5 protein-coding genes, 1 tRNA gene, 1 other RNA gene and 1 other annotated feature are annotated in these 6,271 nt (G+C 30.8%); all 7 genes read left to right on the forward strand.

Annotated elements, in window-relative coordinates; all coding sequences use genetic code 11:
* Window positions 1-699 precede the first annotated feature (699 nt).
* Window positions 700-1,590, forward strand: a complete 891-nt coding sequence (locus tag T473_RS0114855; RefSeq protein ID WP_024622568.1) for a mechanosensitive ion channel family protein — start codon at window positions 700-702, stop codon at window positions 1,588-1,590.
* A gap of 239 nt (window positions 1,591-1,829) precedes the next feature.
* Window positions 1,830-2,038, forward strand: a binding site (T-box leader).
* Window positions 2,039-2,113: 75 nt separating this feature from the next.
* On the forward strand, window positions 2,114-3,385 hold the full coding sequence (gene serS / locus T473_RS0114860) for a serine--tRNA ligase (RefSeq protein ID WP_024622569.1): 1,272 nt from the start codon (window positions 2,114-2,116) through the stop codon (window positions 3,383-3,385).
* Between the two features lie 247 nt (window positions 3,386-3,632).
* Complete coding sequence (locus T473_RS0114865) at window positions 3,633-4,085, forward strand: nucleoside deaminase (RefSeq protein WP_024622570.1); 453 nt, start codon at window positions 3,633-3,635, stop codon at window positions 4,083-4,085.
* A gap of 2 nt (window positions 4,086-4,087) precedes the next feature.
* A tRNA-Ser gene (locus tag T473_RS0114870) sits at window positions 4,088-4,178 on the forward strand.
* A 35-nt stretch (window positions 4,179-4,213) separates the two neighbouring features.
* Window positions 4,214-4,478, forward strand: an RNA gene (ffs, locus tag T473_RS17925) — signal recognition particle sRNA large type.
* Between the two features lie 65 nt (window positions 4,479-4,543).
* Entirely contained in the window at window positions 4,544-5,344 is an 801-nt protein-coding gene (gene dnaX, locus T473_RS19315; RefSeq protein WP_242825949.1) for a DNA polymerase III subunit gamma/tau, read from the forward strand.
* Window positions 5,345-5,379: 35 nt separating this feature from the next.
* Complete coding sequence (locus tag T473_RS19320; RefSeq protein WP_242825950.1) at window positions 5,380-6,171, forward strand: hypothetical protein; 792 nt, start codon at window positions 5,380-5,382, stop codon at window positions 6,169-6,171.
* Window positions 6,172-6,271: the final 100 nt, after the last annotated feature.

Genomic DNA, 6,271 nt, shown 5'->3' on the forward strand with positions numbered 1-6,271 from the left:
AATATTATGAGGAGTTAATGGTTAAATTCCGAACGTATATGATGACGATGTTGTGAGCTTGTAGGCTGGCTAAGAAATCAAGCCAGACATCTACAAGCTCGCAACATCATCCTCATATCCATTCGAAATTCAACCATTAACCCTCTATTTTATTTAAATCTAAAACCGTACAAACTTCCTACGTTAGGGCTGTGTTGCGGAGAAGATCTAAGTCGAGAACAAGATTAAGATCTAAAAACTATTTAATAACTTTTGATTAATATTGTGTTTTTAGTTTTTTGCTTTTTTTATTGGCTAACCGCATAACGGCAGGTTATTTGATACTTATCAAAGATTATTATTTAAGGGAAAGTGTATATAGAAGTACTGTATAATTAGAATTATATTCCTAATTATGTAATTAACTTTCTGTATAGCATATAATTTATAGCTATATAAAAGAATAGCCTTCAGATAATAAATAATAAAAAAATTAATAAGAAACCTTGTATTGTAGTTATTAGAAGGGGTTTGATATAACCTTCCTTAAGAAGGAGAAATAGATATAGAAGTGTGAAAGGTTAATTACTGTTCGGTTATAGACTCTTTCCCAAACGGCGGTACATAAATTTTCATTTCGCAATTCTATCTCTACTTTGTCACGTATCCTCATTATGTTATAATAGGTATTGGATTAAAATTAAGAATAGAGGAGGACATATGAATAATCTATTTAATACATCTAGCTTAAGTTCAGCTAATGCAGCTGCTAACCTAGCTAAAAGGACTATCGATAGTATGCTTTCAAAAATAATTGATAATGGACCTAATATAATCTATGGGATAATTATCTTTATTATAGGTATGTATATTGCTAAATTTGTGAGAAATATAATGTTAAAATTATTAATTAAATATAATATGAATAAAGGCATATCAAATTTTATAGCTTATGCTGTTTATGCGTTAATTTTGACTTTTGTTACTTTAGTTTCTTTAAATATGTTTGGAATAAAAACAACCTCATTTGTGGCTATGCTTGGTGCTGCTGGTTTTAGTATTGGTTTGGCTTTCAAGGAGATTCTATCTAATTTGGGATCTGGTATGATTATTCTTTTCTTTAAGCCTTTTGAAATAGGCGATTATATTCAAGGCTCTGGGGAGGAAGGTACGGTTGTTGATATCCAAATATTTAGTACTGTTTTAAAAACTCCTGATAATAAAACTATTATTATTCCTAATTTACAGCTTACTAGTAATAATATTGTAAATTATACGAATCAGAGAATGAGACGTGTAGATTATGCTTTTGATATTTCTTATGATAGTGATATAATCTTGGTTAAAAGAATTCTTTCTGAGATTTTTAAGGAAGAGGGAAGGATTTTGGATGATCCTAAACCTATTATAGGTCTTAATGGAATTGGAAATAATACTGTTCAGATTGTTGGTAAACCTTGGGTTAAGACTGAGGATTACTGGGATGTTTACTACGATATTATGGAAAAAGTTAAGCTTAAGTTCGATGAACATAATATTAAGGTTCCTTATAGAAATATGCTTTCTTTGTATGATTTAAATCAAGCAAATATAGATTTGGATAAAAAGTAAAACTTGTAGTATATAAAGATTTACCAAAAATATTTAGAATATTTTTGGTAATATTTTTATTATTTAAACTCTTTAAAATTGATTTTATATTATTTCTAAGTAATAATACTTTATTTTACAACATTTTTATTAGTTTTATAAATGAAAAATAATAAATTTAATAAAATTTTGAATATTACTATTGAAAAGAGTTAATATATGTAATATAATTAGTATCAATCAATAAAGATCAATTGAATAAAACAGCTGAGAAGGAACTTAGTAAGAATTATAGTTGTATACAGAGAGTGAGCAGTTGGTGAAAGCTCATTACAATATATTCTGAATCTACTCTGGAGCTTTAGTCTCAGACTACGTTTACCTACGTTACAGGATTGAGAGGATTACAGGCGTTAAATGTAATCAACTAGGGTGGCAACGCGGATTTTACAAGATTTTCGTCCCTTTTACGAGGGTTTCGGAGGTCTTTTTTTATTGCAAAAAATAATTATAATACTATATATAAATTTTAGGAGGATGTAAAATGTTGGATATTAGAAGAATTAGAGAAAATTTAGATGAGATTAAAAAAGTAATGGATAAAAGAGGCGAAAAAGAGGTTGATTTAGATAAAATAATTGAGCTTGATGATGTTAGAAAAGAGAAATTACAAGAAGTTGAAGTTATGAAAAATGAGCTTAATGTTGAGTCTAAAAAAATACCTGAGCTTATAAAAGAGGGCATAGATGTTACTGATGCGAAAATTGTTCTAAAGGATTTATCAGATAAGATAAAGATTATAGATGATGAGCTTAGAAAAGTTGAAGCTGAAATAGAGTATCTTCTTATGAGAGTTCCAAATGTTCCTCATCCAGATGTTCCTCAAGGAACTACTGATGATGATAATGTTGAAGTTAGAACTTGGGGAGAGCCTACTAAATTCGATTTTGAACATAAGCCACACTGGGAAATAGGAACAGGTCTTGGTATATTAGATTTTGAAACAGCTGGTAAAATAACTGGCTCAAGATTTACTCTATACAAAGATAAAGGGGCTAGACTTGAGAGATCTTTAATAAACTTCTTCTTAAATACTCATACTGAAGAACATGGATACACAGAAGTTTTACCACCATTTATGGCTAATAGAAAAAGCTTTGTGGGAACAGGTCAGCTTCCAAAATTTGAAGAGGATATGTTTAAATTAGAAGAATTGGACTACTTCTTAATACCAACTGCTGAAGTTCCAGTTACAAATATTCATGCTGATGAAATAGTAGATGGAGATAAATTACCTATAAAATACTGTGCTTATACTCCATGTTTTAGATCTGAAGCAGGTTCTGCAGGAAGAGATACAAGAGGTTTAGTTAGACAGCATCAATTTAATAAGGTTGAATTAGTTAAATTTGTTAAGCCAGAAGATTCTTATAATGAATTAGAGCTTCTTACTCATGACGCAGAAGTTATACTACAAAAATTAGGTTTACCATACAGAGTAGTTAGAATATGTACAGGGGACTTAGGATTTACAGCTGCATTTAAATACGACTTAGAGGTTTGGATGCCAAGCTACAATAGATACGTTGAAATCTCTTCTTGTTCAAACTTCGAAGATTTCCAAGCTAGAAGAGCTGGTGTAAGATTTAGAAGAGATAAAAAAGGTAAGGCTGAATACGTTCATACATTAAATGGTTCAGGATTAGCTGTTGGAAGGGCTTTAGCTGCTATTCTTGAGAACTACCAACAAGAAGATGGAACTGTTGTGGTTCCGGAAGCGTTAAGAGGATTTATGGGAGTAGATGTTATAAAATAGTTAAAAGATATAAATTAAAATCCTTTAATTTCAAGTTTATTTGTCTAGAAATTAAAGGATTTTTTAAAAATCAAGTAGTATACTATAATATGATAATTTAAATAATCCTTATTATGTCCGATTTATTTTTAATTTAAAAAATATTATGCAAAATATTTCAGTATAAATAATATATTACATTAAAATAAAGTTGAACAAGAAAATAAACTATGATAATATAGATTTGTTACAAGGTTTTGGAGGTAATATGGAGAATACATTATATATGAAAGAAGCTTTAAAAGAAGCGTATAAAGCATATACTAAAGGAGAGACTCCTATAGGTGCTGTTATAGTAAAAGATAAAGAGATAATAGCTAGAGCACACAATTTAACAGAAACTTTAAAAGATAGCACTGCACATGCAGAGATGTTGGCTATTAAAGAGGCGTCTAATAAACTTGGTGGTTGGAGATTGATTTCTTGTGAAATGTATGTTACAATGGAACCTTGCATAATGTGTAGTGGAGCTATAGTAAATTCGAGGATAAAAAAACTTATTATAGGTACAAAACACATAAAAAATTCAAATATTGAAAAACAACATGAATTTAAAATGGATTATTTTGAAAAAAATAATATAGATATACAATTTGGAATGTTGGAAGATAAATGTTCAGTTGTATTACAGGATTTTTTTAAATCACTACGAAGAAGATAGATGGAGAGATGGCCGAGTTGGTCGAAGGCGCACGCCTGGAAAGCGTGTATACAGGAAACTGTATCGTGGGTTCAAATCCCACTCTTTCCGCCAGATAGATTAATTATTAAATTTTGGTTGTAATTTTGCTGTACTAGATGGGGAGGTAGCGGTGCCCTGTAACCTGCAATCCGCTATAGCAGGGTTGAAGTCCATCTAAAGGCTCAATTTTTGTAGGGCCGCTCTAAATAAGTGATGTTGACGCTTAGGTCCTGCGCAATAGAAGCTCATAAACCCCGTCAGATCCGGAAGGAAGCAGCGGTAAGTGATCACTTCTGTGTGCCGCGGGGGTGCCTAGGTCGAGTTAACTGTTTAGGTAACGCCTATGGAATTGTGTCGATAGATGGTGTACAGCATTTAATATATAGAAGACTAATCCCTTAAATACTGAGGGATTTTTTTATTAAGGAGAGATTAGAATGCATAAAGCATTGTATAGAACCTATAGACCTCAAACTTTTGATGATATGGTAGGTCAGAGGCATGTAATTAAGACTCTTAAAAATCAAATAAAAAATGATAATATAGGACATGCTTATTTATTTAGTGGTACTAGAGGTACTGGTAAAACTTCTACAGCTAAGATATTTGCAAGAGCAGTAAATTGTCTAAATTCAGTTGATCAAGAACCTTGCAATAAGTGTGAAACTTGTGAGTCGATATTAAACGACAATACAATGGATACTATAGAAATTGATGCTGCTTCTAATAATAGTGTAGATGATATAAGAGAACTTAGAGAAAGTGTTAAATATTCTCCGACTAATTGCAAATACAAAGTATATATTATAGATGAGGTACATATGTTGTCTCAGGGAGCGTTTAATGCTCTTTTAAAGACGCTTGAGGAGCCACCTTCATATGTAATCTTTATATTGGCTACTACAGAGCCACACAAGATACCAGCGACTATACTGTCTAGATGTCAGAGATTTGATTTTAAAAGAGTGACAGTAGATGAGATAGTTAAGAGAATGCAGGAGATTTGTGCTGAAGAGAACATCGAAGCTGAAGAAAAGGCATTAAACTTGATAGCTACAAATTCACAAGGCGCACTTAGAGATGCGCTAAGTATATTAGATCAATGTATGTCGTTTGGCGAAGATAAAATAACTTACGACGATGTAGTTGAACTTATGGGTACAGTAAATATAGATCAACTTTTTGATCTGTCCCAGTATATAATAGATCAGGATATAAAAAATCTCTTCAGAGCTTAAATGAATTTATATCTTGGGGAAAAGACATAAGAAACTTGATAAACGATCTTATAAGCCATTTTAGAAATATAATGGTCTGTAAAGTATCCAAAGATATGGAGGATATTTTATCGCTTCCAGAAGATACTATTGAGAAAATTTTCGAACAGTCCGAAGGAGTGGAAATAAATTCTCTTATTAGGATACTAAATGTACTTTCAGAGACTCAAGATAGCATAAAATCATCGTCAAATCCTAGAGTAATGGTTGAAGTCGCAGTTATGAAGATAGCACAACCTATTTTTGAAGATAGCAAAGAAGCGCTTTTAGATAGAATTGAAAACTTAGAAAAAATAATAGAGTCAGGAAATTTAATAATAGCACCTCAAAGCAGTGGGGGAGAAGCATATGGAAATGAAAAGTTAGCTAAAGAGATCAATACTGAAACAGAACACTATGAGGTAGTTAAAAGCGAAGATGTAGAGCTTGTTGAATCTTCATGGAAAGAAGTATTAAAGCAAATCAAAAAAGATAAGAAGATGCCCATATACGCTCTGCTAACTGAAGCTAAAAACTTCAATGTACACAACAATGAACTCTATATAGTATTTGACGATAAGTTTAGCTTTGCAAAAGATAGACTTAGTGCAAAAGAGACACATGAATATATTGAAAAAGTAGTTAAATCTGTAATGAAGAGAAATTTCGGTATAAAAACTGTATTAGCCTCGGATATTAAAAATATAAATTTTGAAATGATTGAAAAGAAAGATAGAGGCATTGAAATCTTGGAAAATATAGTTGAAAGTGGAGTACTGGAAGTTAAAGATAAGTTGGATGAATATTAAGGACAAAATTTATTATAAATGATAAATATAAAATGAACTTTAAATAATAATTAATAATAAAAAAGTTGAAAAATAAATTAAAAATATTATAAAATGTAAT

Origin of the sequence: Clostridioides mangenotii TR, assembly GCF_000498755.1 — a bacterium.
GTDB lineage: Bacteria > Bacillota > Clostridia > Peptostreptococcales > Peptostreptococcaceae > Metaclostridioides > Metaclostridioides mangenotii_A.